21 protein-coding genes are annotated in these 26,121 nt (G+C 69.8%); 12 read left to right on the plus strand and 9 right to left on the minus strand.

Annotation, left to right across the window (positions count from 1 at the left end; translation table 11 throughout):
* Window positions 1–4: 4 nt before the first annotated feature.
* The 5 genes from HDA39_RS10135 to HDA39_RS10155 are packed head-to-tail and all read left to right on the plus strand — an operon-like array spanning window position 5 to window position 6,319.
* Complete coding sequence (locus HDA39_RS10135) at window positions 5–2,455, plus strand: DNA gyrase/topoisomerase IV subunit A (RefSeq protein ID WP_184794970.1); 2,451 nt, start codon at window positions 5–7, stop codon at window positions 2,453–2,455.
* 4 nt (window positions 2,456–2,459) lie between these two features.
* Complete coding sequence (locus HDA39_RS10140; protein ID WP_184794971.1) at window positions 2,460–3,161, plus strand: LppX_LprAFG lipoprotein; 702 nt, start codon at window positions 2,460–2,462, stop codon at window positions 3,159–3,161.
* Between the two features lie 56 nt (window positions 3,162–3,217).
* Complete coding sequence (locus HDA39_RS10145; RefSeq protein WP_337925696.1) at window positions 3,218–4,828, plus strand: MFS transporter; 1,611 nt, start codon at window positions 3,218–3,220, stop codon at window positions 4,826–4,828.
* A 46-nt stretch (window positions 4,829–4,874) separates the two neighbouring features.
* Window positions 4,875–5,810, plus strand: a complete 936-nt coding sequence (locus HDA39_RS10150; RefSeq protein ID WP_184794973.1) for a sucrase ferredoxin — start codon at window positions 4,875–4,877, stop codon at window positions 5,808–5,810.
* Complete coding sequence (locus HDA39_RS10155) at window positions 5,807–6,319, plus strand: beta-class carbonic anhydrase (protein WP_184794974.1); 513 nt, start codon at window positions 5,807–5,809, stop codon at window positions 6,317–6,319. The genes HDA39_RS10150 and HDA39_RS10155 overlap by 4 nt, the downstream gene beginning before the upstream one ends.
* Here HDA39_RS10155 and HDA39_RS10160 read toward each other — a convergent pair.
* On the minus strand, window positions 6,316–7,068 hold the full coding sequence (locus HDA39_RS10160) for a carbonic anhydrase (protein ID WP_337925697.1): 753 nt from the start codon (window positions 7,066–7,068) through the stop codon (window positions 6,316–6,318). The genes HDA39_RS10155 and HDA39_RS10160 overlap by 4 nt on opposite strands.
* 132 nt (window positions 7,069–7,200) lie before the next feature.
* Between HDA39_RS10160 and HDA39_RS10165 the strand changes: the two genes are divergently transcribed.
* Window positions 7,201–8,514: a pyroglutamyl-peptidase I gene (locus HDA39_RS10165; RefSeq protein ID WP_184794976.1), complete on the plus strand. Its 1,314-nt coding sequence runs from the start codon at window positions 7,201–7,203 to the stop codon at window positions 8,512–8,514.
* Here the strand turns inward: HDA39_RS10165 and HDA39_RS42220 are convergent.
* Both HDA39_RS42220 and HDA39_RS10175 read right to left on the minus strand, forming a co-directional pair.
* Window positions 8,507–9,700 (minus strand): GNAT family N-acetyltransferase, encoded by a 1,194-nt coding sequence (locus HDA39_RS42220; protein WP_238356022.1) that lies wholly within the window; start codon window positions 9,698–9,700, stop codon window positions 8,507–8,509. The two genes, HDA39_RS10165 and HDA39_RS42220, sit on opposite strands and share 8 nt — an antisense overlap.
* 372 nt (window positions 9,701–10,072) lie before the next feature.
* A complete protein-coding gene (locus tag HDA39_RS10175) occupies window positions 10,073–12,157 on the minus strand; it encodes a DNA gyrase subunit B (protein ID WP_184794977.1) in 2,085 nt (694 codons plus the stop codon).
* A gap of 455 nt (window positions 12,158–12,612) precedes the next feature.
* Between HDA39_RS10175 and HDA39_RS10180 the strand changes: the two genes are divergently transcribed.
* Window positions 12,613–12,858, plus strand: a complete 246-nt coding sequence (locus HDA39_RS10180; protein WP_202892927.1) for a DUF7455 domain-containing protein — start codon at window positions 12,613–12,615, stop codon at window positions 12,856–12,858.
* 123 nt (window positions 12,859–12,981) lie between these two features.
* Here the strand turns inward: HDA39_RS10180 and HDA39_RS10185 are convergent, their stop codons facing one another.
* Window positions 12,982–14,457: an aminotransferase class I/II-fold pyridoxal phosphate-dependent enzyme gene (locus tag HDA39_RS10185; RefSeq protein ID WP_184794979.1), complete on the minus strand. Its 1,476-nt coding sequence runs from the start codon at window positions 14,455–14,457 to the stop codon at window positions 12,982–12,984.
* 75 nt (window positions 14,458–14,532) lie between these two features.
* Between HDA39_RS10185 and HDA39_RS10190 the strand changes: the two genes are divergently transcribed.
* Entirely contained in the window at window positions 14,533–15,177 is a 645-nt protein-coding gene (locus tag HDA39_RS10190) for a LysE family translocator (RefSeq protein WP_337926124.1), read from the plus strand.
* Here HDA39_RS10190 and HDA39_RS10195 read toward each other — a convergent pair.
* Window positions 15,174–17,159 carry an amylo-alpha-1,6-glucosidase gene (locus HDA39_RS10195; protein WP_184794980.1) on the minus strand — a complete coding sequence of 662 codons (1,986 nt, stop codon included), beginning with the start codon at window positions 17,157–17,159 and terminating at the stop codon, window positions 15,174–15,176. The genes HDA39_RS10190 and HDA39_RS10195 overlap by 4 nt on opposite strands.
* A gap of 42 nt (window positions 17,160–17,201) precedes the next feature.
* Here HDA39_RS10195 and HDA39_RS10200 point away from each other — a divergent pair, with 42 nt between their 5' ends.
* The 4 genes from HDA39_RS10200 (at window position 17,202) to HDA39_RS10215 (ending at window position 20,731) form a co-directional block, all read left to right on the plus strand.
* Window positions 17,202–17,687: a DUF456 family protein gene (locus HDA39_RS10200; RefSeq protein WP_184794981.1), complete on the plus strand. Its 486-nt coding sequence runs from the start codon at window positions 17,202–17,204 to the stop codon at window positions 17,685–17,687.
* A gap of 111 nt (window positions 17,688–17,798) precedes the next feature.
* Window positions 17,799–18,353: a hypothetical protein gene (locus HDA39_RS10205; protein ID WP_184794982.1), complete on the plus strand. Its 555-nt coding sequence runs from the start codon at window positions 17,799–17,801 to the stop codon at window positions 18,351–18,353.
* A gap of 81 nt (window positions 18,354–18,434) precedes the next feature.
* Window positions 18,435–19,136: a response regulator transcription factor gene (locus HDA39_RS10210; RefSeq protein WP_184794983.1), complete on the plus strand. Its 702-nt coding sequence runs from the start codon at window positions 18,435–18,437 to the stop codon at window positions 19,134–19,136.
* A complete protein-coding gene (locus HDA39_RS10215; RefSeq protein WP_184794984.1) occupies window positions 19,136–20,731 on the plus strand; it encodes a sensor histidine kinase in 1,596 nt (531 codons plus the stop codon). The genes HDA39_RS10210 and HDA39_RS10215 overlap by 1 nt, the downstream gene beginning before the upstream one ends.
* A 15-nt stretch (window positions 20,732–20,746) precedes the next feature.
* Here HDA39_RS10215 and ppk2 read toward each other — a convergent pair whose 3' ends face one another.
* The 4 genes from ppk2 to HDA39_RS10235 form a co-directional block, all read right to left on the minus strand.
* Window positions 20,747–21,655: a polyphosphate kinase 2 gene (gene ppk2, locus HDA39_RS10220; RefSeq protein WP_184794985.1), complete on the minus strand. Its 909-nt coding sequence runs from the start codon at window positions 21,653–21,655 to the stop codon at window positions 20,747–20,749.
* A gap of 55 nt (window positions 21,656–21,710) precedes the next feature.
* Window positions 21,711–22,358, minus strand: coding sequence for an SAM-dependent methyltransferase (locus HDA39_RS10225; protein ID WP_184794986.1), 648 nt, complete (start codon window positions 22,356–22,358; stop codon window positions 21,711–21,713).
* A gap of 101 nt (window positions 22,359–22,459) precedes the next feature.
* Window positions 22,460–24,541, minus strand: coding sequence for a S9 family peptidase (locus tag HDA39_RS10230; RefSeq protein ID WP_184794987.1), 2,082 nt, complete (start codon window positions 24,539–24,541; stop codon window positions 22,460–22,462).
* Window positions 24,542–24,550: 9 nt separating this feature from the next.
* The gene (locus tag HDA39_RS10235; protein WP_184794988.1) at window positions 24,551–26,041 is read right to left on the minus strand and encodes an MFS transporter; all 1,491 of its coding nucleotides are present in this window, start codon (window positions 26,039–26,041) and stop codon (window positions 24,551–24,553) included.
* Window positions 26,042–26,121: the final 80 nt, after the last annotated feature.

Consider the following 26,121-nt stretch of genomic DNA (forward strand, 5'->3'; position numbering starts at 1 on the left):
CCGCATGGCACGCCGTTCCAGCACCACCGCCGAACCCGAGGACTTCGAGGAGCGCATTCTCGACGTCGACGTCTCCGACGAGATGCGCACCAGCTTCCTGGAGTACGCCTACTCGGTGATCTACTCCCGGGCGCTCCCGGACGCCCGGGACGGCCTCAAGCCGGTGCAGCGGCGGATCCTGTTCTCGATGGCGGAGAACAACATCCGTCCCGACCGCGGCCACGTGAAGAGCGCCCGCGTCGTCGGTGAAGTGATGGGTAAGTACCACCCGCACGGCGACGGCGCGATCTACGACGCCCTGGTCCGGACGGCCCAGCCGTGGTCGATGCGCGTCCCGCTGATCGACGGCCACGGGAACTTCGGCTCCCTCGACGACGGCCCCGCCGCGATGCGGTACACGGAGTGCCGGATGGCGCCGTCCGCGCTGGCGATGACGAACGGCCTCGACGAGGACGTCGTCGACTTCAAGCCGAACTACGACGGCCGCGAGGAAGAGCCGTCGGTGCTCCCGGCCGCCTTCCCGAACCTGCTCGTCAACGGCGCCGCCGGCATCGCGGTCGGGATGGCCACCAACATGGCCCCGCACAACCTGATCGAGGTGATCCAGGCCCTGCGGCACCTGATCAAGACCCCGGACGCCGACCTCGACGACCTGATGCGGTTCATCCCCGGCCCGGACCTGCCGACCGGCGGCAAGATCGTCGGCCTGGAAGGCATCAAGGACGCCTACGCGGCCGGTCGCGGCAGCTTCAAGATGCGCGCCACCGCCCGGATCGAGAACGTCACCCCGCGCCGCAAGGGCATCGTGGTCACCGAGCTGCCGTACACGGTCGGCCCGGAGAAGGTGATCGAGAAGATCAAGACCCTGGTCCAGGCCAAGAAGCTGCAGGGCATCGCCGACGTCAAGGACCTGACCGACCGCACCCACGGCACCCAGCTGGTGATCGAGGTCAAGAACGGCTTCGTCCCCGAGGCGCTGCTGGAGCAGCTGTACAAGCTGACCCCGCTGGAGGACTCGTTCTCCATCAACGCGGTCTGCCTGGTCGACGGCCAGCCCCAGACGCTCGGGCTGCGCGCGCTGCTCGAGGTGTACCTGGAACACCGCTACCTCGTCACCAGGCGGCGCAGCGAGTTCCGCAAGAAGAAGGCCGAGGACCGGCTGCACATCGTCGACGGCCTGCTGATCGCGATCCTCGACATCGACGAGGTCATCCAGATCATCCGGACCAGCGACGACGCGGCCGCCGCGCGGACCAGGCTGATGGACATCTACGACCTGACCGAGGTGCAGACCAACTACATCCTGGACATGCCGCTGCGCCGGCTGACGAAGTTCTCCAAGCTCGAGCTGGACACCGAGAAGGCCGAGCTCGAGGCGACGATCGAGAAGCTGGCCGCGATCCTCGACAACGAGCAGCTGCTGAAGAAGATCGTCGGCGACGAGCTCGCCGACATCGCGAAGACCTACGGCACGCCGCGCCGAACCGTCCTGCTGGAGTCGTCCGGCGCGGCCAAGACCGCCGCCGTACCGCTCGAGGTCACCGACGACCCGTGCTGGGTGCTGATGAGCTCGGCCGGCCTGCTGGCCCGGACCAACGGCGTCGAGCCGTTCGGTGAAGCGGACGGCCGGGCCAAGCACGACGCGATCGTGTCCGCGATCAAGAGCACTGCCCGCGGCCAGTACGGCCTGGTCACCAGCGCCGGCCGGCTGATCCGGCTGGAGTCGCTCGACCTCCCGGCCGTCCCGACCACGGCCAGCGCGCCGAACCTGCAGGGTGGCGCGCCGATCGCCGAGTTCGTCGAGCTCGAGCCGGGCGAGCGCGCGCTCGCGCTGACCACGATGGACCCCGAGTCCATCGGCCTGGCCGTCGGTACGGCGACCGGCGTGGTCAAGCGGATCGTGCCCGACCACCTGAGCAACCGCGACTCCTGGGAGGTCATCCGGCTCGCCGACGGCGACCAGGTCGTCGGCGCGGTCGAGCTGACCACCGGCGAGGAGGAGCTCTGCTTCATCGCCAGCGACGCCCAGCTGCTGCACTTCAGCGCCTCGGCGGTCCGCCCACAAGGCCGTACGGCGGGAGGCATGGCGGGCATCCGCCTGACGGCCGGCGCGAAGGTCGTCTACTTCGGCGCCGTCGACAGCGCCCGTGAGGCGCACGTCGTCACGATCGCCGGCTCCTCGTCGGCCCTGCCCGGCACGGAGGTCGGCGCGGTCAAGGTGACGCCCTTCAGCGAATACCCGGCCAAGGGCCGCGCGACCGGCGGTGTCCGGTGCCAGCGCCTGCTCAAGGGCGAGGACGGACTGCTGTTCGGCTTCATCGGTACGGCGCCGATCAAGGCCAGCGCGACCAGCGGCGCGCCGGTGGAGCTGCCGCCGATCGACCCGCGGCGCGACGGTTCCGGCGTACCGGTGGCCCAGCCGATCGCCGCCTGCGCCCCGGACCTGGCAGGCTGACCCCATGAAGAGACTGGTCGCGGTCGGTGCGGTGCTCGTGCTCGCGCTGACCGGCTGCAGTGACAAGAAGGACGCGGGCGGCGGCAAGTCCGGCGACGACCCGGTGGCGCTGCTGACCGACGTGAAGAAGACGATCGACGAAGCGTCGAGCGTTCACGTCGTACTGACCGGGCGTGACCTGCCGGACACGGCGCAGACACTGGCCAAGGGCGACGGCGTCGCGACCCACGCGCCGGCGTTCAAGGGCAAGCTGACCGTGCGCGCGGCCGGGTCGCCGATCGACGCCGACGTGGTCGCGGTCGGCGGCAAGGTCTACGCCAAGCTGCCGTTCACGCCGAAGTTCATCGAGCTGCCGCCGTCGCAGCTGGCCGGTCTCGGCGCGCCCGACCCGGCGATCCTGCTCGACCCGGCCAAGGGCGTCACGGCGGTGCTGCCGACCCTGAAGGACCCGGTGATCAAGGGTGAGACGCGGGACGGCGCGAAGGTGCTGACCGAGATCACCGGCGCGGTCCAGGGCAAGACGCTGCAGGGCATCTTCCCGAAGGCACCCGCGGACGAGGACTTCCCGAGCAGCTTCAAGATCGACAAGGACACCAAGCAGTTGGTGTCGGCAACGATCACCGGCCCGTTCTACGACGGCGCCACCAGCAGCTACGACCTCACCCTCGACCGGTACGGCGAACAGGTGGAGATCGCCAAGCCGTGAGCGAGGCCACGGCAGTGGGAAGTGCTCGGACCCGCCTGACTCTTGCATCCATCGCCGTGGCCTTTGCGGCGGCCGACACCTACGTGGTCGTCCTGGCCCTGCCGGACATGATGTCCGGGGTCGGCCTGTCCGCGGACCAGCTCCAGCGGGCGGCGCCGATCATCTCCGGCTTCCTGCTCGGCTACATCGCGGTCCTGCCGCTGATCGGCCGGATCACCGACGTGGTCGGCCGGACGCCGGTGCTGGTCGGCGCGCTGCTGCTGTTCGCCGTGGGCTCGCTGATCACCGCCGCGGCGTACGACCTCTCCCTCGTCGTCACCGGCCGCTTCCTGCAAGGCATCGGCGGTGGTGGCCTGGTCCCCGCGACCCTGGCGCTCGTCGCCGACCTCTGGCCACCCGCCAAACGCGGACTCCCGCTCGGCGTGGTCGGCGCGGTCCAGGAGCTCGGCTCGGTCCTCGGCCCGCTGCTCGGCGCAGCTGTCCTGGCCGTCGCCGACTGGCGCTACATCTTCTGGCTCAACCTCGTCGTCGCCGTCGTGCTCGCCGTCCTCCTCCGCGGCCGCCAACGCCCGCCGATCTCAGCCGCCGTCGGTCTCCTCGCCTGCATCGCGCTGGGCCTGACCCTCACCGCACCCGAGCGACTGGCCAGCGGCATCACGCTGGGACTCCCCTTCGTCCCCTTCACCGGTGACTCCCGCCTCCTGACACCGATCGGCGCCGTCACCGCGGTCCTCCTGATCGCCTGGCTGGTGCTGCTCCTCCGCAAGACCGACCTCCGCGCCCTGGCCCAGATCGACCTGGTCGGCGCCCTCCTTCTCGCCCTCGCCTTGGCCGGCGTCGTCCTGGCCTTCGCCACCGCCGACCCCGAGCGCGAGGTCCTCTCCCCCGCCGGCCCGTGGCTGCTGATCGGAGCCGCCGTCTTCGCCGTCGCCTTCGCCGCCTGGCAACGTCGAACTCCGCGCGCGATCATCCCCGCAGGCCTCCTCCGCGACAAAGCAGCCTGGGGATCCCTCCTGGTCAGCTTTCTCGTCGGCGCCGCGCTGATCGCGGCCCTCGTCGACATCCCCGTCTTCGCCCGTACGACGCAAGGCGGCGGCCAGCTCTCCGCCGCACTCGTCCTCCTGCGGTTCCTGATCGCCCTCCCGCTCGGCGCCGTCGCCGGCGGCTGGCTCACCCGGCGCTACGGCCTCGGCCTGATCACCGCCGCCGGACTCGCGCTGGCCGGGCTGATGTTCGTCCTGATGGCGTTCTGGGGCCGCGACGCGCTCGACACGGTGCCGGCGACCCTCGTGCTGCTCGGCTGCGGATTCGGCTTCGGCCTCGCGCTCTCGCCGGTCAACACGGCGATGCTCGGCGCCACCCCGGAGGACAGCCACGGACTGGTCAGCGCGCTGGTCGTCGTCGCCCGGATGGTCGGCATGCTGGTCGGCGTCTCCGCGCTGACCGCGATCGGACTGCGCCGGTACTACGCGCTGACCGAGGACATCCCCTCGCCGAACGAGCTGTGCCCGGCCAGTCCCGGCACCTGCCGGCCGTTCGTCGACGCGCTCCGCGAGGCGGCGATCTCCCAGGTGCACACCATCTTCGCCGGGGCCGCGGTCTGCGCGTTCGCGGCCGCCGTACTGGCTGTCGTCCTGCTCGGGCGGCGGCGGGTTGTCCACGGGTGACGACCGTCATGGGGAACCCGGCCCGCCTCGCGTACCGTTGAGGGCTGTGAGTGCACCCTTACCCGGCAGACCCGCGCTCTGCTCGACGATCTGCCGGGACCTCAACGAGCCGATGCCCGGCACGGCCGCCGAGGCCGCCGGGTGGGTCGTCGTCGAACAGCCCGGCCCGTGGGGTGCCAAGGTCGCCACGCAGAGTCATCTCGACGCCGAGTTCGGGGCGCGGATCGACGCGCGGTGCAAGAAGGCCGACCTGCGCTTCGGCACGATCCGCAGCCCGGGCAAGCACGCGGATGCCGTACCGCGCTCGCATCAGGTGTACGTCGCCAGCACCGCGCCCGGTCGCTGCTGGATGCTCGGCGGCTGCGTCGACGACCCGTTGCGGCTCTCCGCGCTCGACCTCGACGCGATCGCCCGCGGTGACCTCGCCGCCGTACGGGCCTCGCTCCCGGAATTGTCGCCCGTCGCTCAGCCGGTGCTGCTCGTCTGCACGAACGGCAAGCGCGACGAGTGCTGCGCGATTCTGGGCCGGCCTCTGGTGGCCGGGCTGTCCGCGCGGGTACCGGGCCGGGTGTGGGAGTCGTCGCACCTGAGTGGACACAGGTTCTCCCCGACGGCGGCCGTGCTGCCGGCGGGGACGTTGCACGGCCAGTTGACCGTGGAGTCCGCGGTCGCCGTACTGGACGCCGCGGACCGCGGTGAAACCGTTGTGGAAACGCTGCGCGGCCGGTCCACCTGGACCAAGCGCGGCCAAGTCGCCGAGATCGCCGTCCGCAACCTCACTGGCGAGGTTGTCCTGGACGCGCTCAGCGTCGTCACGGAGGAGCTGGACACCGTCACCGTCGCCCACACCGACGGCCGGACCTGGCAGGTCCAGGTGACCAGCGATCCCGCCGACCCTCCCCGCCCGGAATCCTGTGGAAAGGAGCCTTTCGCCATGTCGATCCTGCGTGCCGGCACCGTAGTTCCGGGTGGTCCCCGATGAGCGCCGAGGGGCCGGTCCCCGGCTTCGAGGACCTCCTCGCGGCCAACGCCGACTACGCCAAGAACTTCTCGTACGGCGGCTTCGACGGCATCGCCCATGCCGGCGTCGGCGTCGTCACCTGCATGGACTCACGCATCCCGCCGCTCGAGCTGCTCGGCCTCAAGCCCGGCGACGCCAAGGTCCTGCGCAGCGCCGGCGGCCGCGTCACCGAACTGACGATGACCGGCCTGGTCCTCGGCGTCCACCTGCTCGGCGTCCGCCGCATCATGGTCATCCCGCACACCCGCTGCGCGATGGCCTCGATGACCGAGGACCAGATGCGCGAAAAGGTCGAGAGAGCCTCCGGCCTCCCGGCCGCCTACCTCACCCTCAACGTCATCCCCGACCAACTCGAGGCCCTCCGCCACGACGTGGCCGCCGTCCGCGAACACCCCCTGATCGGCGACGACGTCCTGGTCGGCGGCTTCATGTACGACGTAGACGACGGCCACCTGACCCAGATCGTCTAGAGGACGACGACCTTGCCGGTGTCCAGTTCGTAGTAGGCGCCGACCAGCTTCACCTTGCCGGACTTCTCCAGTGGTCCCAGGACCGGGGACTTTCGCAGCTCGGCGAGGACGTGCTGGACATTGGCGTGGACGGCGTTCTCCAATCTGTCCCCCGGCTTTCCGGTGACCTGCCGGACGGCCGGGGACAGCGTGTCGACCAGGTAGCCGATCTCCCCCGAGTGCCCGCCGGTGCGATGGCTGTCCATTGCCTTGATCGTCGCGTCGATCGCCCCGCACCGCTGGTGCCCGAGCACCATCAGCAACGGCGTCTTCAGCTCCGCGACCCCGAACTCCAAGCTCCCCGTCACCGAGTGGTCCAGCGCCTCACCAGCACTCCGTACGACGACCAGATCGCCGAGCCCCCGGTCGAAGACCAGCTCGATCGGCACCCGCGAGTCCACACACCCGATCACCGTCGCGAACGGCTGCTGACCCTTGCTCACGGCAACTCTTCGGTCCACTCCCTCGTCGATCGCTTCGGTGCGGTTGGCAACAAACCGAGCGTTCCCCTCCAGCAGCCGCTGCAGCGCCTGATCCCCCGTGGTGACAGGCGGTTCGACCACCGGCGCGAGCTGACCAGAAGCACCACTCGACGGCGTACCGGCGTCCTGACAAGAGCTCAGCACCACCACCCCCAGACTGGCGCCAAGACTGGCCCCCAACGCGTTGGACAGGAAGCGGCGACGGGAAGGCGGAGGCGGCAGGCTCACAGGAGTTCTCCTCACGGGCGGCGGAGCTGGGCGACCCCGTCTCCCGAAAGTAGCGCATTGCATACTGTCTGCAATACCCGCGACAGCCCACGAAGTCCGGCCGGAGCCGCCAGAACCTGATAGGAACTCCTTATGAGACTCCGCCCAAGCTCTCTTTCCCGATCCCTGATGGTCGGCGCCCTGGCCCTCAGCACCGTCCTGACCGCGACTCCCGCACCGGCCGCGATCGCGGTGCACAGCCAGCCGCTCGACCAGCACGGCTCGTGCTTCGACGCCGCGATCACCGGCACCGTCGAGGAGCAACGCCTCGACAACGGCGTCGCCGGCGGCCCGTCGGTGCCCGCGCAGATCCTGGTCCGCTCCGGCTTCGACAAGCAGGTGAAGCTCTTCACCCACCTGCTCTGCGCCGCGCCGAACAAGCTGGCCGCCCGCCTCGTCGTACGCGCCCAAGCCGAAGCACTCTGGCGTACGGCGACCTACCGAGCCCAGCACGCCCAGACCGCGCCGGCTCTACCGGCCACCGACGACCGCGGCCTGTACTGGGCCCGCATCTCGATGGCCCTCGCGCTACGCCAGTGGAAGCCCTCGTTCGGACTCAGCACGGCGGACCGCACCGAGCTGATCCGCAGCCTGGAGTACTCGTCCCGCGGCATCACGAGCACCCGGTTCTCCCCCGGCGTCCAGAAGATCCTGGTCACCGGCTTCGACCCGTTCACGCTCGACGCGGACATCCGGATCGGCAACCCGTCCGGCGCGAACGCGCTCTCCCTGGACGGCCGGCGCTGGCGCGCCGGCGGGACGACGTACGAGATCCAGACCGTCGTGTTCCCGGTCCGGTACACCGACTTCGACGAGAACATGGTCGAGGACGCGCTCGCCCCCCACTACCGCCGCGGCCCGCAGCACGCGGACCTGGTGATGACCGCGAGCCAGGGCCGGGTCGGCATCTTCGACCTCGAGGTCTTCAACGGCCGGCGCCGTTCGGTCAGCTCGATCGGCGACAACAACAACCTCCTCAGCGGCGGCACGATCAACGCGCCGATCGTCTCCCCGAGCATGCCCACCGGCCCCGAGTGGCTGACCACCAGCCTCCCGACCGCCCGGATGGCCCAGGCCGACGTCGCCCCGTTCCGCACCCGGGTCAACACGTCGGTCCTCGAGATCCCCGCCGGCCAGACCCTGCCGGTCCGTCAGCCGCTAGGCCCGACGCCCGGCTCCATCGCCTCCGAAGGCGCCGGCGGCGGCTACCTGTCCAACGAGGTCGCCTACCGCAACACCCTCCAACGCGACCTCCTCGACCCGCTGATGCCCGCCGGCCACCTGCACGTCCCGGTCCTCCAGTTCGACCTCGCGAACAAGACCGAGATCACCGACCCGACCTACGAGGCCAACCGCGACGCCATCGTCCGCGGCGCCCACGCCGTACTGCGGAAGGCCCTCAGCTGAGGATCACGTCGAAGGCGGCCATCACCGAGTCCAGGTGGTGGTCGGCCTTCGGGCCCTCGTGGTGGTGACCGACCTGGATCGTGCGCATCCCGGCGTTGATGCCGCCGAGGATGTCGTACGCCGGGTGGTCGCCGACCATCCAGCCGCCTTCGAGGCGCGCGCCGGTCTGCTCGGCGGCGAGCGCGAAGATGCGGCGGTCGGGCTTGCGGACGCCGGCGCTCTCGGAGATGCAGGCATAGTCCACCGCGGCCCCGATCCCCGTGTGCTCGAGCTTCCGCGACTGCTGCACGACCCCGCCATTCGTGATCACCGCAACCCGCCAGCCGGCCTCGCGCAGCCGAGCGATTCCCTCCAGCACCTCGGGCTCGACTGACGTGAACAGCGGATGCTCCCGGTCGTACTCGTCGACCAGTTCCTCCACCGATCGCTCGACGCCAAACGCCTTCACTCCGGCGAACAGCTCCTCGCGCGGCTTGAACCCGCCCTCGTCCTCAGCCAGCAACCAGGCGAGGGCGTCGGGGCCCAGCCCTTCCTTCTCGACCCACCACTCGGCCCAGGCCCGGAACGCGCCGTCCCGATCGATCAACGTGTTGTCCAGATCGAACACCACCAACCGCGGCCGCTTGACCGGCACGAACGCACGCCAGTCCGCGGGCCTGATCTCGTACTCGACCTCGCCGTACTCCGCGCCCGGCTCGTCGTGCGATGACGGGAAAGCCCGCGCGAAGGTCAGCCCCAGCGAGGCCATCGTCGCCCGGGACCCCAGGTTCACCGTCAGCGTCTGCGCGAAGATCCGCTCCAGCCCCACCTCGTCGAACCCGTACCGCAGCAGCTCCCGCGAGCCCTCACTCGCGTACCCCCGCCCCCACCGATCCCGCAGCAGCCGGTATCCGAGCTCGGCCTCACCGTCCACCTTCGGCTGATCCGGCCCGTACGGCGGCCGCAAGATCCACCACCCCACGAACCCGTCGTCGTCGAACCCCACCCAGAACCCCAGCCCCGGATTCCGCCGCGCATCGTCCATCCGCCGCCGGTGCGCCACCACGACCTCCTCCCGAGGCCGCGCCCGCCCACCCAGATACCGCATCACCTCCGGATCCGAGTCCAGCAGCACCTCCAGCTCCAGGTGCTCATCCCCCAACGGCACCAACTCCAGCCGCCCCGCCCGCAAGCTCGGTTGCTCCATGCCCCGATCCTTTCACTCCCCACCGCCGAACCTCAGCCGAATTACCCGAGGGCCGGTACTTGCGTGGGAAGCACCGTGACCTGACCAAGTACCAGCCACCACTCAGGTGGCCGGTACCTGCGAGGAGAACGCCGCGCCCCGGCGCACCGGCACCGCGCCGCAAGCAACCGGCCTCTCAAGTACCAGCCACCACTCAGGTGGCCGGTACCTGCGAGGAGAGCGCCCCGGCACGGCACACCGGCACCGCGCCGCAGGCAACCGGCCTCTCAAGTACCAGCCACGGCTCAGGTCGCCGGTACTTGTGAGGACAACTGCCGTAGACAGCAGCGACCCCCGCATCCCTTGCGGATCGCGGGGGTCGGCGTGCTTGGCTCAGGCGTCGATGCGCGTCTCGTCCAACTCGTAAGCACCCTGGACAATGAATTCTTTCCGCGGCGCCACATCGTTGCCCATCAGCAGATCGAAGACACCGGCCGCAGCCTCACCGTCGTCGACAGTGATGCGGCGAAGCGTTCGGTGGCGGGGGTCCATCGTGGTTTCGGCCAGCTGGTCGGCGTCCATCTCACCGAGACCCTTGTAGCGCTGCGGGGGCTCCTTCCAGCGGACGCCCTTCTTCATCAGCTCGGCCGACTTCCGCTGGTACTCGGCATCGCTGTAGGTGTACAGGTACTTGTCCTGCCCCTTCTTCGGGTTCGTCAGCTCGAAGCGGTGCAGCGGCGGTACGGCGGTGTAGACGCGTCCCGCGTCCACCAGAGGCCGCATGTACCGGAAGAACAGCGTCGCCAGCAGGCAGCGGATGTGGGCGCCGTCGGAGTCGGCGTCGGCCATGAAGATGATCTTGCCGTAGCGCGCCTGCTCCAGGTCGAACGTGCGGCCGGAGCCGGCGCCGACCACCTGGATGATCGACGCGCACTCGGCGTTCTTCAGCATGTCGCCGACCGACGCCTTCTGCACGTTCAGGATCTTGCCCCGGATCGGCAGCAGCGCCTGGAACTCCGAGCTGCGCGCGAGCTTCGCCGTCCCGAGGGCCGAATCACCCTCGACGATGAACAGCTCGGAGCGGTCCACGTCGTTGCTGCGGCAGTCGGCCAGCTTCGCGGGCAGCGCCGACGACTCCAGCGCGGTCTTGCGCCGCTGCAGCTCGCGGTGCTGACGGGCCGCCACGCGCGTCCGCGACGCGGCGACGACCTTCTCCAGGACGGCGCGCGCCTGCGCCTTCGCCGCGCCCTTGGTGGAGGTGAGGAACGTCTCCAGCTCGGTCTGGACCACCTTCGCGACGATCCGCGAGGCGGCCGGCGTCCCGAGCACCTCCTTGGTCTGGCCGTCGAACTGCGGTTCGGCCAGCCGGACCGTGACGACCGAGGTGAGCCCCTCGAGCACGTCGTCCTTGATGATCTCCTCGCCGCTCTTCAGCAGCCGCGTCCCGGTCAGTACGCCGGTGAACGCCTTCGACAGCGCCCGCTCGAAGCCGGACACGTGCGTCCCGCCCTTCGGCGTGGACACGATGTTCACGAACGACCGGAGCTCGGTCTCGTACCCGTCGCCCCAGCGGACCGCGATGTCGACGTCCAGGTCGCGCTCGACGTCGGTCGGGGTCATGTGCCCGGCGTCGTCGAGCATCGGCACGGTCTCGGTGAAGTGGCCGGTTCCGGTCAGCCGGACGACCTCGGTGACCGGCTGGTCGGTGGCCAGGAACTCGCAGAACTCCGAGATCCCGCCGTCGTGCTTGAACGACTCCTCGGTCGCCTCGTCACCGCGCTCGTCGCGGATCACCAGCTCCAGGCCGGGGACCAGGAACGAGGTCTGCCGCGCGCGGGTGACCAGCTCGTCGTAGTTGAAGGCGGCGTCCTTGGTGAAGACCTGCCGGTCGGCCCAGTACCGGATCCGGGTCCCGGTGACACCCTTCTTCGCGCGTCCCGCCTTGCGCAGACCGACCGCCGCGGTGAAGGTCGCCGCGGCGCCCTCGCCGTCGAACTCGCCGGCCACCCCGCGCCGGAACGACGTGGTCCAGACCACGCCACCGCGGTCCACCTCGACGTCCAGGCGCGCGGACAGGGCGTTCACGACCGAGGCGCCGACGCCGTGCAGACCACCGGAGGCGTTGTACGACCCGCCGCCGAACTTGCCGCCGGCGTGCAGCTTGGTGAAGACCACCTCGACACCGGTCATCTTCGTCTTGGGCTCGATGTCGACCGGGATGCCGCGGGCCTTGTCGCGCACCTCGACCGAGCCGTCCTGGTGCAGCACGACGTCGATCCGGTCGCCGTGACCGGCCAGGGCCTCGTCGACGGCGTTGTCGATGATCTCCCACAGGCAGTGCATCAGGCCGCGGCTGTCGGTCGAGCCGATGTACATCCCCGGGCGTTTGCGGACCGCCTCCAGCCCCTCGAGCACGAGCAGGTTGCGGGCGTTGTACGTCGGGTCGAGCTCGGTACTGCGAGGCGTCGGGGCGGCCACAGGGCTCCTTCACTGGTTCACAAGCAGACATCCGTACGACGACTCCGCCGCCGTACGAGTGACAGCCTACGAGGCCCCGCCCCCAAAACCTGGCAGGAGGTGGCCGTGGTGGATTTGGGTTGGTCGGCATCATGGCGGGGTACCGAACCAGCACAACTGAACGCAGTGGGATCCCCAGCCAGATAGGTGTTTCGGAAGATATCGATCCGGACTCGATCACCGGGAATTCCGACACTCGGATCTGAACGCGCAGTGAGCGTCCCGTGGCGCACAGTGAAAGAGGACACGCCCGACACCCGCCGGAAACAACAGATCGCCCGAATCCGAAACGATTCCCCGTCAATATGCGTCATAAGGGAACAGGTGGTTCGTCTCACATTCGGACACGCTGCACCTACCGGGAAGCGATCCGCATGTCAGGATGTTGCTATCTGGTGAGTACGGAACTAGATGAGATGAGGCCTCAAGTGACTACAGCACTCGCCCCGAGTTCGACCCTGTCGGCTGCGGACCGTTGTGACCGCTGCGGCGCGCAGGCCTACGTCCGTGTCACCCTGACCAGCGGTGGGGAGCTCCTCTTCTGCGCCCACCACGGCCGGGAACACTCGGAGAAGCTGCGCGACATCGCTATCACCATCCACGACGAGACCGGTCGGCTCGAAGCCGTCACCCCGGTCCCGGCCGCGGAAGAGGAGCGGTAACCCCAGGCCTCGTAGGCGCCAACGACGGCGCAGACCCCACACACACTGAGCGATGGCGGTCACCCCGGACAGGGTGGCCGCCATCAGTCCTGTCCGGGACCGGCCAGTTTTCTGTTGGCTATCTCACACCATCGGTACGCCGGGCGCCGGCCCGTGCCGGCGGAACTCCTGCCACGCGCCGGCCAGCCGGTCCACCGCGTCGACCAGCACCTCCGGCGCGTAGGCGAACGGCAGCCGCAGGTAGTTGTCGTGGTCACCGGTCGGGTCCATCGCGTGGCCCGCCACGACCTCGACGCCGTGCCGCAGCGCGATCTGCGCGAACACCCGCGCGTCCGTGTCCGGCAGCCGCACCCACAACGCCGATCCGCCGGCCGGTTCCTCCCACGTCCATTCGGGCAGCCGATCGCGCAGCAGTTCGCCGATGTGCGCGCGGCGTCCGGTGGCCAGCCGGGCACGTTCGGCGGTCACGTCGCCGAGTCGAGGCAACAGTCGCGCGGTGAGTGCCTGATCGATCACCGGACTCCCGAGATCGGCCAGCGCTTTGTGCCGCGCGAGCCGGTCGGCCAAGGGTCGCGGCGCGCGAATCCACCCGATCCGCAATCCGCCCCAGACCGCTTTCGACACCGAGCCGATCGTCAGTATCTCCGCAGGACCTTGCGCGAACGCGGCGAGCGGCGGTGGAATGTCCGGTCCGGCCGGATCGCCGGCGGAATAGGCGTTGTCCTCGACAACGACCACGCCGTACCGGCCGGCGATTTCGGCGACCTGCCGGCGTCGCGCCGGTGACATCAGCCGGCCGGTCGGATTGTGGAACGTCGGCATCACGAAGAGCATTGCGGGCTGGTGCTCCTTGAGCGCCGCCGTCAGCAGGTCGGGCCGGATCCCGGCGTCGTCCAGCGGTACGCCGACCACGCGCCCGCCCGCCGCGCCGAACAGGTCGAAACAGCCCGGCCAGCTCGGCTGCTCGATCACGACCGCGGCTCCGGTCCGCAGGTACATCTGCGTGACCAGCGCGATCGCCTGGTGCGCGCCGCTGGTGACGACGATCTCGTCCCGGCTGGTCGGCAGGCCGGACTGCTCGAAGTGCTCGGCGATCCGCTGCCGCAGCGGTTCGATCCCGCGCGGGTGGTAGCCGACGTCCTGGAGCAACGTGGGCAGGTCGGTCCGCGCCAGGTCCTCGACCTCGGCCGCGAGGTCGGGGATGCCGGGATCGACGGCGTACGTCATCGAGATCACGTCGCCCGGGCCGACCGTGATCCGGTGGAACAGCGACTCGCCGTACCCGATCGGCATCCGCTTGTCGGCGGTCGACCGTCCACGGCTCGCAGAGCGCGCGACCGTCGTACCGCTGCCGCGGCGGCTCTCGACGAGGCCGCGGGCGCGCAGTTCGTCGTACGCCGCGACGACGGTGCTCCGGCTGACCGCGAGCGCCTCGGCGAGCCGGCGTTCGGCCGGGAGCTTGGCGCCGACCGGCAGCTCGGTCGAGCCCATCAGCGCGGCGAGTGCGTCGGCCAGGCGCCGGTACAGGCCGCCGGAGCGACCGGTGAGGCGGCGCCCGATCAGGTCGGCCAGGACGGCGGGATCTCCGGAACGGTCCACTTCTCCTCGGATTGGCTCGGGTGGACTGGGCATCGAGCCGACAGGCTAGTCGCGGAAGCAGTCCAGTTGAAGAGCGTGAGGGTGATCATGGGGATCGGGCAGCTGCTCGGGTTCGTCGGGGCGACGGTCGTCCTGGTCGGGATGCCGGGGCCGAACAACATCTACATCTCGCTGCGCAGCCTGACCCAGGGCCGGCGCGCGGGTGTCGTGTCGGCGTTCGCGATCGAGACCGGGTCGGTGGTCTACATCCTGGTCACGGCGCTCGGGCTGGTCGCTGTGCTGGAGGCTTCGCCGGAGCTGTTCACGGTGATCTCGCTGGCCGGTGCGGCGTACTTGGCGTACCTCGGGGTGAAGACCCTGCGATCCTCGGGCAGTTCGTCCGGGCTCGGCACCCTGCGGGCGGAGCCGCTGGGCCGGGTCTTCAGGGCCGGAGTGCTGGTCAATCTCCTGAATCCGAAGGCGGCCCTGTTCTTCCTCGCCTTCCTGCCGCAGTTCACGACGCGCGACGCGGGGGCGGGTCAGGTACGGACCGAGATGCTGCTGCTCGGGCTGGCGGTGCTCGTGATCGGGCTGGCGCTCGACCTCTGCTACGCCGTCGGCGCGGACGCGATCGGCCGGCGCTTCCGCTCGCCGCGCAGCACCACGATCCAGCGCTACCTGGCGGGCGGAAGCTATCTCGCCGTCTCCTTGGTCGCGGCCCTCACCGCGGTGAAGCTCTAGCTCAAGGTGAGACTTCCATCGGTGGACTCGACCGTCAGAGTTCGCTCTCCCACACGCACACCCTCAAGACGCAGTGACCGCCAGGGGAAGTCGCTCGCGGGCGTGATGTCGAGGGTGCCGGCCGGGACGTTGGGTTCGATGCCCAGCGCCGCCACGATCACCGCAACTGCTGACGCGGCTGCCCAGGCCTGAGGACGGCAGGACAGGGGGTACGGCGTGGGGCTGCTTTCCTCTGCCGACCCCGCTCCCCCGTACAACTCGGGCAGCCGATAGCCGAAGGACTCCGCGGCTTCCAGCAGACCGCGCGTGTACGTCGTGGCCACAGCGGATCGGCCGGCGGCGTACAGGCCTTGCACGGTCATCGCGGTGTCGTGCGGCCAGACACTGCCGGTGTGGTAGCCGAGCGGGTTGAAGCCGGACAGCTCGGTCGTCAACGTCCGGAGCCCGAAACCGGAGTCCAGTTGCCGGTCGCCGAGCAGCGCCGCGACGGTTGCTTCCTCGTCGGCGTCGAGCAGTCCGGTGCCGAGCAGATGACCCATGTTGGACGCCGGCCCCGCGACCGGACGCTTGGCGCCGTCGAGCGCGATCGCCGGATACCCGTCGACCCAGAACTTCTCCCGGAACCTGGTCTTGAGCGCTGCCGCCCAGACCCGCCAGTCATCACCACCCTCCTCCTCAAACGCATCCAACAGCTCTGCGCCGGCCAATGCGGCGGCGTACGCATAGCCCTGGACCTCGCACAGAGCGATCGGCGCGGTGGCGATCGTGCCGTCGGGCCACTGGACGGAGTCGCTGGAGTCCTTCCAGCCCTGGTTGGCCAGGCCGTGGCCGGACTCGTCGATGTACTCGAAGAAGCCGTCCCCGTCGGGATCGGCGTAGTCGCGCATCCAGGTGAGCGCCCGTTGCAGGTTCGGCAGCAGCGCGCGCACCTCGTCGGCGGGCATCCCCCAGCGCCACGCCTTGTGCAGCGTCGTGATCCAGAGCTGGGTCGCGTCGTGCGTTCCGTAGTACGCCGCCGGCAGCACCAGCCCGCCGCCGTGATCGGCGACCTCGGCGCGCAACTCGTGCGGGATCTTGCCGGGTTGCTCGGCCGCGTCGGCGTCGACCTTCGTGCCCTGCCGTTGGGCGAGCGCCCGCAGCGTGCCGGCGGCAAGCTCCGGATCCACCGGAATCAGCATCCCCGAAGAGATCAAGGAGTCCCGCCCAAAGAGGGTGAGATACCAAGGCGGCCCAGCCCCGAGATAGCGCTCACTGTCAGTGCCCAGCTGCAGGGCGGCGAGGTCGTCCAGCGAGCGGCGCAGCCAGCGTTCCACGCGGGTGTCCGAGCAGGACAGCGCGATCTCGTCGTACGCCGGACGCTCGGCCGGCGCCTTGATCTCGAAGCCCGTCGCCGCCGGGAACTCCGCGGTCACCCGCAGCGTGATCGTCGACTCGTCGCCGGGCTTGAGCTGCAACTGCCACCGCATTCCCCCGCCCTCGAGAGCAGGCTCGCGATCGGCGAGAGCGCTCACCCGCGTCCCCGCCTTCTCCCAGCGCAGCGCGTCGCCGTCGACCACGGGAGTCAGCGCGGGAAGCTCCACGGCCGCCTCGCTCCGGACCTCGGCCGTCCCCGCAAGGTCGGTGCCGAGAGCAACATTCACCGTGCAGCCGACAGTCTGGTGCGAGTTGTTGACCACCGTCAGACTCTCGGTGAGACCCTCACCACTCACCGTTCGGGTCCGCCGCAACCGCACCGTCGGATCGTGCCCACCGTCGCCCAGCCCCTCGATCACCGCCCCGAAGACGGTCACCCCTCCGCCGGACTCGTCCACCTGGACCGGCAGCGGTTCCCGGCCGTCGACCGTCACCACCAACCGGGACAGGATCCGGCGGTCCCGGGCGTAGACACCCTCGGCTCCGGTCCCGGTGAGTTGCCCCGAGCGGGGCGACAGCACCACCCAGGGCGCGGCGAGTGTGGTGACCAATTCATGAAGGGCAGCCATGCGCCCACACTAAGCCGAGCGTTGTACGGCAGAGTGGGGGGCGTGAACTCCGTTGCGACGTTCCTGGTCGGCGTGGCGATCTTCGTCGGCATCATCGGCATCGTGGTCCCGGTGCTGCCCGGCGCGCTGCTCAGCCTCGCCGCGATCCTGATCTGGGCGCTGGAGGAACAGAGCCCGACCGGCTGGGCCGTGCTGGCCGCGGCGGTGGTCCTGATCGGTGCGAGCCAGGTGGTGAAGTACATCGTTCCGGAGCGCAGGCTCCGAGAGTCCGGCGTCCCTCGACGATCCATGTTCGTCGGAGTGCTGCTCGGGATCGTCGGGTTCTTCGTGATCCCGGTGGTCGGCATGTTCGTCGGGTTCCCGCTGGGTGTCTACCTGTCGGAGCGGCAGCGCCTCGGCACGCACCCGGACGCCTGGACGTCGACCAAGCACGCGCTGCGGGCGACCGGCCTGTCGATCCTGATCGAGTTCATCGGTACGGCGCTCGCGGCCGCCGTCTGGCTGGTCGCCGTCCTGTTCCTGGTCTGACTGCCAGGGTTTTGCCAGCCTCGCGGGAGGCTCGTCTCAGGTCGGCGTCGCAGGGTGGGACGACCAGTACCAGGTGACGGCCTGGTACGTCGTACCGGGAGGCAGTTGCAGATGGCGTCGTTCGAGAAACTCACCGACAAACCGTGGCGGATCGCCGGCACCGTCGCGGCGGTGGTCGTCACCACGGCGGCCGGCGGAGTCGCCTGGGCCACCACCAACGCCGACCCGTCCCCCGCACCCTCGGCCAGCCCGTCCGCGTCGCCCTCGGCACCCGCTGATCCGGCCAAGCCGGGCCCCGGCGGACCCGGCGGCCCGGGACGGCACGGCGAGTTCGGGCTCGGGATGGGCGCGCTGCACGGCGAGTTCGTGGTCGAGAAGGAGGGCGGCGGCTACCAGACCGTGGCGACCCAGCGCGGTGAGGTCACCGCGGTCAGCAAGGACAAGCTCACGGTGAAGAGCGCCGACGGCTACAGCCGCGAGTACACGCTGACCGAGGACACCTTGGTGAACGCCGCCCGCGACGGCATCGACGACGTGAAGACCGGCAACCAGGTCACCGTGTCGGCGGTCGTCGCGAACAACGTCGCCACCGCGACCACGGTCAACGACGGGACCACGCGCGACGCGGCCCGCGAGAAGTGGGGTCTCAAGCGCGGTCCACGCTGACCACACCCACGGGCAGGACTCACAGGCAACTGCCAGGAAGGTGCCAGGGTTCGCACGGTTCACCGGTGCAGACTGGTGGGCATGAGCCCGCACCTCCTGGTCGTCGACGACGAGCCGAACATCGTCGAGCTGCTGTCCGCGAGCCTGCGCTTCGCCGGGTACGACGTGACCACAGCCACCCACGGCGCCGAGGCGCTGAAGAAGGCCCGTGAGGTCGAGCCCGACCTCGTCGTCCTCGACGTGATGATGCCCGGGCTGGACGGTTTCGAGGTCGTCCGGCGGCTGCGGGGAGAGGACCGGCACGTCCCGGTCCTCTTCCTGACCGCCCGGGACGCCGTCGAGGACAAGGTGCTCGGCCTGCACACCGGCGGCGACGACTACGTGACCAAGCCGTTCAGCCTGGACGAGCTGGTCGCGCGGGTGCGCGCTCTGCTGCGCAGGTCCGGGCATCGCGAGCAGGCCGCGACCGAACCGGCGATCCTCAAGTACGCCGACCTCGAGCTCAACGAGGACAGCTACGAGGTGTTCAAGTCCGGTACGGCGGTGCAGCTGTCGCTGACCGAGTTCAAGCTCCTGCGCTGTCTGCTGGAGAACGCCGAGCGGGTGATGTCGAAGGGCCAGATCCTCTCCGCGGTCTGGAACTACGACTTCGCCGGTGACGCCGGCGTGGTCGAGTCGTACATGTCCTACCTGCGCCGCAAGGTCGACACCGGCGACCAGAAGCTGCTGCACACCGTCCGCGGTGTCGGCTACGTCCTCCGTACGCCGAGAGGCCCCAACTGATGCTGGGCCACCGGCGCTTCACCGAGCGGTACCCGCTGCGCATCACCATCGTGCTGGTGCTGCTCACGCTGGTGACCGCCGCGCTGCTCGCCTCCGGTGTCGTTGCCACGACGATCATGCGCGGGTACCTGATCGACCGCGTCGACACCCAGCTCACCGACGCGTCGCGGCAGATCGTCAACCGCCCGGCCCCGCGACCGTTCGAAGGCCGTGGGGGTCCGCCGCGGTTGCCCAGCGCGTTCGTCGTCCAGGAGTTTCTCGCCGACGGCACCGAGACCAAGGACGGGCCGATCCGCGAACCGCTCCGTGAGGGTGAGGGACAGCCCGCGCTGCCGACGCTGACCCTGGCGGAGGTAGTTGCCAAGCACAACCAAGCGTTCGACACCAAGGCGACGACCGGTGGTGACACCTGGCGGGTGCTCGCCGTGCCGCTGAAGTCGGGTGACGGCTACCTGATGATCGGCCAGAGCCTGAGCGACATGGACCACACCCTCGAACAACTCGTCGGGGTGCAGATCGCGGCCGGGGTGATCCTGCTCGTGCTGCTCGCGGGCGTCGCGACGTACGTCGTACGGCGCAGTCTGCGCGGGCTCGAGGACGTCGAGCACACCGCGGTCGCGATCGCCGGTGGCGACCTGAGTCGCCGTGTGCCTCAGCGCGACCCACGCACCGAGGTCGGGCGGCTGTCGCTCGCGCTGAACCAGATGCTCGGCCAGATCGAGACCGCCTTCGCCCAGCGCACGGCCAGCGAGTCCGCGGCCCGGCGCTCGGAGGAGTCGGCCCGCCGCTCCGCCGAGCTCGCGCGGCAGTCCGAAGAGGTCGCGCGCCGGTCCGAGGAAGCCGCGAAGCAGTCGGAGGAAGTCGCCCGGCAGTCGGAGGACGACGCGCGCCGCTCCGAGGAGCACGCGCGGCAGTCCGAGGACCGGATGCGGCGGTTCGTCGCGGACGCGAGTCACGAGCTGCGGACGCCGCTGACCTCGATCCGCGGGTTCGCCGAGCTGACACGGCAGCGCGGCGGCGCGATGGAGCCGGCCACGACGAAGCGGATCGAGGACGAGGCGAAGCGGATGGGATTGCTCGTCGACGACCTGCTGCTGCTGGCCCGGCTTGACCAGCAGCGACCGCTGCAGTACCAGCCCGTCGACCTGCTCACGCTCGCGGGCGACGCCGTCCACGACGTCGAAGCGGTGCAGCCGGAACGCACGATCAGCCTGCGCATCCTCCCGGACTCCGGCGCCCCGGTGGTCCAGGGCGACGAAGCGCGCCTGCGGCAAGTCCTCGGCAACCTGGTCAGCAACGCGTTGCACCACACGCCGATCGAGGCGCCGGTGACGGTCTCGGTCGGGACGCGCGACGGGCACGCCGTACTGGAGGTCGCCGACACCGGTCAGGGGCTGAGTGAGGAGCAGAAGGCCCGCGTCTTCGAGCGGTTCTACCGGGCCGACTCGGCCAGGACCAGAGTCACCGGCGGCTCCGGGCTCGGGCTCTCGATCGTCGCCGCCCTGGTCGCCGCACACCGCGGCCAGGTGAAGGTCGCGGACACGCCGGGCGGCGGCGCGACCTTCACCGTCTCCCTGCCGTTGACGGACAACTAGAGCACGGGAAAGGCGCTAGAGCGCCGGGAAGCTCCGGTTCGCCGACTCGCCGTGCTCGAGGACCTGCGCGGCCGGGCCGAGGATCTTCGAGTCGACGGTCCCGACCAGCTCGTGGTCCTTGTCGGAGTAGTCGTACAGCGAAAGCACGTGCCGCATCGCCTCCAGCCGGGCGCGCTTCTTGTCGTTGCTCTTCACCACCGTCCACGGCGCGTACGGCGTGTCGGTGTAGTGGAACATCGCTTCCTTGGCCTCGGTGTAGGCGGCCCACTTGTCCAGCGACGCGAGGTCGGTCGGCGACAGCTTCCACTGCCGGACCGGGTCGATCTGGCGGATCGTGAACCGGGTCTGCTGCTCGGCCTGCGACACCGAGAACCACAGCTTGACCAGCAGGATGTCCGACCGGACCAGCATCCGCTCGAACTCCGGCGCCTGCCGCATGAACTCCAGGTACTCGTCCTCGCCGCAGTAGCCCATCACCCGCTCGACGCAGGCCCGGTTGTACCAGGACCGGTCGAACAGCACCATCTCGCCGGCGGCCGGCAGGTGCTCGACGTACCGCTGGAAGTACCACTGGGTCTGCTCGCGCTCGGTCGGCTTCTCCAGCGCCACGATCCGGGCGCCGCGCGGGTTCAGGTGCTCCATGAACCGCTTGATCGTGCCGCCCTTGCCGGCCGCGTCCCGGCCCTCGAAGACGATCACGAGCTTCTTCTTCGAGCGCTTCACCCAGTACTGCAGCTTGAGCAGCTCGATCTGCAGCAGCCGCTTGTCGCGGTCGTAGACCTCGCGGCTGAGGCGTTCGCCGTACGGGTAGCCCTCGCGCCAGGTGTCGACCGGCGTGCCGTCGGCGCGCAGCAGCACCGGGTCGTCGTCCTCCTCGTCGAGGACGCGGAAGCCGAGCTCTTGCACGAGGTCAGGGGTGTTCATGAGCCCTAGGTTCACCGCGAGCGATGAACCTGAGGGATCCTCATGATGAACAGTCTCAGCGCCGGCGGACCTTGACCGTGCTGTCGCGGCGGGTGATCGGTACGCCGTCGCGCATCACCTGCGCGCGGTCGTGCACCTCGCTGACCAGGATCTCCCACTCGCCGTCGGTCAACGCCAGGCCCTCGACCACCTCGTCAGGAGTCGGGAAGTGGACGTCCGGATGGGGGTTGTGCGCCTCGTGCTCACCCTGCGCCTCACTGGACGGAAAGGCCATATGCCCTTCGATCAACAGCACTCCCCCACGCGCGACGGCGCCGGCGGCGCGGCGCAGGATCGCGTCGCGGTCGAGCTCGGTCTTGGAGTGCAGGAACTGCGCGGACACCAGGTCGAACTCGCCGTCGGGGAACGACGTGCCCAGCTCGTGCAGCTGCCACTCGATCCGGTCGCCGACCCCGGCGTCCTCGGCGTGCTCGGCCGCCCGGCCCAGCGCGACCGACGAGATGTCGACGCCCGTGACGGCCCAGCCCTGCTGAGCCAGCCAGATCGCGTCGGCGCCTTCGCCGCAGCCGAGGTCGAGCGCCCGCCCGGGCGTCAGGCCGGCGACCTCGCCGACCAGGACGGCGTTCGGCTTGCCGCTCCAGATCTGGTCGCGCTCGGCGTAGAAGGTGTTCCACCACTCGTCGGGGAGTTGTTCAGTCGTCATGGGACCGATCGTCCACGGCCTTCGCCGGACGCGCAAACATCCTTGCCGGATCGGCAAAAGCCCGCACCGCCGGGATCGTCGACCCCGGCGGCGCGAGCAGCTCAGCCCAGCATCTTCGCGATGACCTCCAGGTCGATCGGCGTCGCCTTCAGCCGGTAGTCGGGCGGGGTGACACCGGCCACGTGCTGCAGCAGGTGGTTCCAGCGACGCCGTACGACGTGATGCTCGTAGCCCAGCAGCACGTGCTCGCCACGCGGCACGATCAGCAGGTCGAAGTCCTTGTCGGCGGCAATCAAACGCTCGACGAACCGGAGCGTGTGATGCGGCTGCACGTTGTCGTCCAGCCCGCCGTGCACGAGTAGCAGCCGGCCCTCGATCCGCTCGGCCAGGTCGAGCTCGGAGACCTCCGCGTAGTCCTGCTCACCGGCCGGACCGGCGTACGTCTCACCCCACTGCTGCAGGTAGACCCGGTTGTCGAGGTTGCCTGACTCGGCGACGCCGGCCTTGAAGAAGTCCGGGAACTCCCCCATCGCCCGGACCGTCGCGAACGCTCCGCCCGACATCCCGTACACGCCGACCCGGTCGAGATCCATCCACGGCCGCGCCTCGGCCAGCTGCTTGATCGCCGCGACGTGGTCGACGATGCCGGCGGTCTGCAGATTCCGGTACGACGCGTCGTGGAACTCCTTGCTCCGGCCCGGCGTGCCACGCCCTTCGACGGCCACGACCACGAACCCGAGCGCGGCGAACGCCTCGGCGTCGGGGCCGAAGTGCCCGGGATCGAAGCCGGGCGTGGTCCGGTTGATGTGCGGACCGGGGTACGGGCTGTTGAGCACCGGGTAGCTCGCAGCCGGGTCGAAGTCGTGCGGCGTGTGGATGAGGCCGAAGATCTCGGTCACGCCGTCGGCCGCGGGCGCGCGGAACTCCTCGGGCGGCTGCCACCCCGTCGCGAGCAGCCGGGAGACGTCGGCCTGCTCCAGCCCGACCAGCACCTCGCCCGTCCAGGAGCGGACCGTGCTGACCGGCGGTTGGGCGACGGTCGACGCAGTGTCGACGAAGTACTGGCCGTTGGGTGCGGCGGAGACGTCGTGGTGCAAGTCGTCGTCGGTGATCCGGGCGAAGCCGGTGCCGTCCAGGTTCACTCGGCAGACGGTTTGGCGATAGGGGCTATCAGCAACCATTCCGACCGCGAGGAAGTAGACGACCCGCTCGGCCTCGTCGACGTGCAGGATCCGGCGTACGCCCCACTCGCCCGATGTCACCTGGCCGAGCAGCTCGCCGGTGCGCAGGTCGTACCGGTAGAGGTGCGGCCGGCCGTCGCGCTGCGAGTACCAGAGCAGGTCGTTGCCGGCAGCGCGAGTGACCGCGGCCTCCTGGCCGTACTGGTTCGGCTCGAGCCGGGTGTTGCCTGTCTCGGTCAGCACCTCCTCGACCGCGCCGGTCGTGGGGTCGAGCCGCCTCAGCGTCAGGCTGCGCTGGTCGCGAGGCTGCTCGAGGAAGTAGACGGCGTCGCCGGACCACCAGGCCCACTTGATCGTGATCGGCGACAGAACGCCCACCAGCTGCGGCTCACCTTGGGCGCGGACGGGAGAACCACCGCCGATGTCCAGTACGACGTACCGCTGCTCCGGCACGTGCTCGTCGTCGGGGAAGGCGTAGCGCTGGGTCAGCAACTGCGGCGCTCCGTCACCGTCGGGCAGTACGTCGATCAGGTGCGTCTCGCGAACCTTGCGGCGATCGAGCTGGTGGGTCAGGACGCGGGTCGAGTCCGGGGACCATACCGCCGCCGGCGGCAGGTGCGGGATGCCGATCTTGCCGAGCAGTACGTCGACGGAGAACGAGTTCGTGCCGTACTCGTGGTCGGTCTCGCCGTCGGTGGTCAGCGGCCGCTCGGTGCCGTCGGCCACGGTCCGCAGCCACAGGTCCGGGCCGCGGCGGATCACCTCGTACTTGCCGTCGGGCGAGACGACCGCGAGGAAGTCGCCGGTGCCGGGCTGACCGGGAGGCGCGTCCACCTCCGTGCGGGTGCGGGCGAGCGGGTCGACGGCGTACAGCTTGTTCTCGCCGTCGCGGGCGACCTGGTAGGCGAATCCGTCATCGGTCCACTGCGGGGTCACCTTGTCGGCGTCGATCAGCTGGGAGCGGTTGGTGCGGAGGAGAGCTTCGGCAGCCTGCAGATTCATGATGGCCTTTCAGTGCGTGAGTTGGGTGGCCTGCTGGGTTTCGGCGACCGGCTTCTTGTCGCGCAGCAGGAAGAAGGCGATGACGGAGGAGGCCAGTACGGCGACGGCGCCCGCGACGAACGTGCTCGACATCGCGTCGGCGAAGGTGGTCCGGGCGACGCCGGCGAGAGCGCTGTCTCCCGTGGCCGAAGCGACCGCCAGTGCCTCGCCGATCGAGCCGCGCGCCGCTTCCGGCGTACCGGCGGGCATGCCGGAGGTGAAGCGCTCGGCCATCGCGCTGCCGAGGATCGCGACACCGAGCGCGGCGCCGGCCTGCTGCATCGTGTCGTTCAGCGCGGAGCCGACCCCTGCGTGCTCGTGCGGTACGGCGCCCATCAGCGCGGCCGTCGCGGCCGGCTGGGCGAACCCGCCGCCCGCGCCGCAGACCAGCAGGGCCAGTATCACCTTGGCGAAGCTGTCGTCCGCGTCGAGCATCGCCATCAGCGCGAAGCCACCGGACAGCACTACCAGGCCGACCACGGTCATCGGCCGGTTGCCGACCTTCTGGCCGAGCGTCGCTCCGAGGCCGTTGACCACGACCACGCCGACCGCCATCGGAACCATCGCCAGGCCCGCCTTGGTGGCGGAGAAGCCGAGCACGAACTGCAGGTACTGCATCAGCGCGAGGATGAGACCGCCGTTGCCGACCTGGACGAGCACCAGCGAGAGCGATCCCCCGCTGAAGTTGCGGTCGCGGAACAGCTGCAGCGGGACCATCGGCTCCGGCGTCCGGAGCTCCCAGGCGACGAACGCGGTCAGACCGCCGACGGCGACGACGAGCGCGGGCCACGAGACGCCGTGCTCGGGCAGCTCGATGATGAACCAGACCAGCGCGACCAGACCGGCCGTGGACAGCACGGCGCCGAGCGGGTCGGGCTTGCGCCACGGACCCTTCGACTCCGGCATCCAGATCACCGCGGCGGCGATCGCCAGGACGACGACCGGGACGTTGATCAGGAACACCGAGCCCCACCAGAAGTGCGCGATCAGCGCGCCGCCGAGCACCGGACCACCGATCAGGCCGACCATCAGCACCGAGCTCCAGATCGACATCGCCTTGCGGCGTTCTTCGTCGTCGAAGACGGTGATCATGATCGAGAGCGTGCTCGGCATCACCAGCGCTCCCCCGATGCCCATCAGCACCCGGCCGGCGATCAGCGTCTCCGGGCTGCCGGCGTACGTCGCGACCAGTGAGGCGAGTCCGAAGATCGCCAGGCCGACGATCATCACGCGGCGCCGTCCGTACCGGTCGGACAGGCTGCCGGCGGTCAGCAGCAGGCCGGCGAAGACCAGGATGTAGCTGGCGACGATCCACTGGATGTCCTGCGCGGTGGCGCCGAGATCCTGCGTGAGCGCCGGGATCGCGACGTTCAGCACGCCGTTGTCCAGGACGAGAACGAACGTGCTGAGGCACAGCACGACCAGGATGAGCCAGCGGCGCGGGTGACGCTCGGCAGTCATCGGGACCCCCTCGGGTGAGTTGAATTGAACGGTGTTCAGTTGACGTGAACAGTGTGCAATTAGAATTGAACGGCGGTCAA

The organism is Kribbella italica, assembly GCF_014205135.1.
GTDB lineage: Bacteria > Actinomycetota > Actinomycetes > Propionibacteriales > Kribbellaceae > Kribbella > Kribbella italica.